Below are 1,060 nucleotides of genomic sequence, written 5' to 3' on the forward strand. Positions count from 1 at the left end.
CAACTTGCCCTGACCAGGGCCATAGATCTGAGTAAACACATCCGGATCCGGGTTTTCTGCCCAAATACGGAACTTCTCACCCTCCGGCAGGTTCGGGTCAGCGTCGAAGTTACGCACCTTGCCGAAAGCGTCCGTAAAGTTTGCCATACCGATGGAAAACCGGCCGGTCTCATCTGTCGTAGCGGTATAAATGGGAGAAGTAGCACCGTCGCGCTCAACCCACTGTGCGTAAATACGCACGCCCTCCATCGGGATCGGCTTCAGGTTATTCGTACCCGGGTGCACCGCCATGTTGCCGTTACGCTGGTTAATGACATAACCCTCGATGGAGTTATTCGAACCATCTTTAGCTTCAGACTCGATAGCGCCATCAACCTTGATCGGCTGATCACCAACGGCATACTTCTCCTGAGCAACACCAGTCTGGTAGACCCCATCAGCGTTCTTGCCGGGGTACAACACACCATTGCCCTGCTCATTCGGCTGACCAGCCTGATCCTTCGTGCCAGCAAACCCCGCAGAAGCAAACTGCGGAGCAGCAACCGGCTGCGCCAACGGCGCAACCAACGCAAACGACAACGCAACCGCAGCAACCGACGTGCCACGACGACGAGCAATGTAATTCTTCTTCATGCAAACGCCCCTTCGAGCGATGTAGTCAGGGATTGGCGTAGCAGGGTCTTCTAAATATTCGATACGCCGGTAGCCGTGAAAATCCTACCCAACTTACAAGCACTATTCAGGTGAAACGCAAGGTTTACAGGGAGATAAAGGCACTATCGTGCTTGCTGTTCGCGCGGCAATCGTCGCTAATAGCTGGTACAGGAAAGCAGTTGCCCCGCATTCCCAACGAGGGGAATGCGGGGCAACAGTCAGTTAGCTAGTACCTAGCTTGAACCTAGTTCTGCTTCGGAGCCTTCGGATTAGTCGTCGGCTTCTTCTGCTCCTCCTTGGAGGAACCAGCGTAGGTCTTGCCGGAAGAACCCTTCAGTTCCAGGTCCTTCACGGAAGAGCCGCCACCGTTCGGGGAGCAGTTGTCGTAGATGATCGTGCCGGCGAG

1 pseudogene is annotated in these 1,060 nt (G+C 54.9%); it reads right to left on the reverse strand.

What is annotated here, in order from left to right:
- Positions 1-633 (reverse strand): annotated as a pseudogene (locus HMPREF3171_RS00615) (hypothetical protein); the annotation flags it as partial.
- Positions 634-1,060 lie beyond the last annotated feature (427 nt).

The sequence above is a fragment of the Corynebacterium sp. HMSC08F01 genome, assembly GCF_001807545.1.
GTDB lineage: Bacteria > Actinomycetota > Actinomycetes > Mycobacteriales > Mycobacteriaceae > Corynebacterium > Corynebacterium coyleae.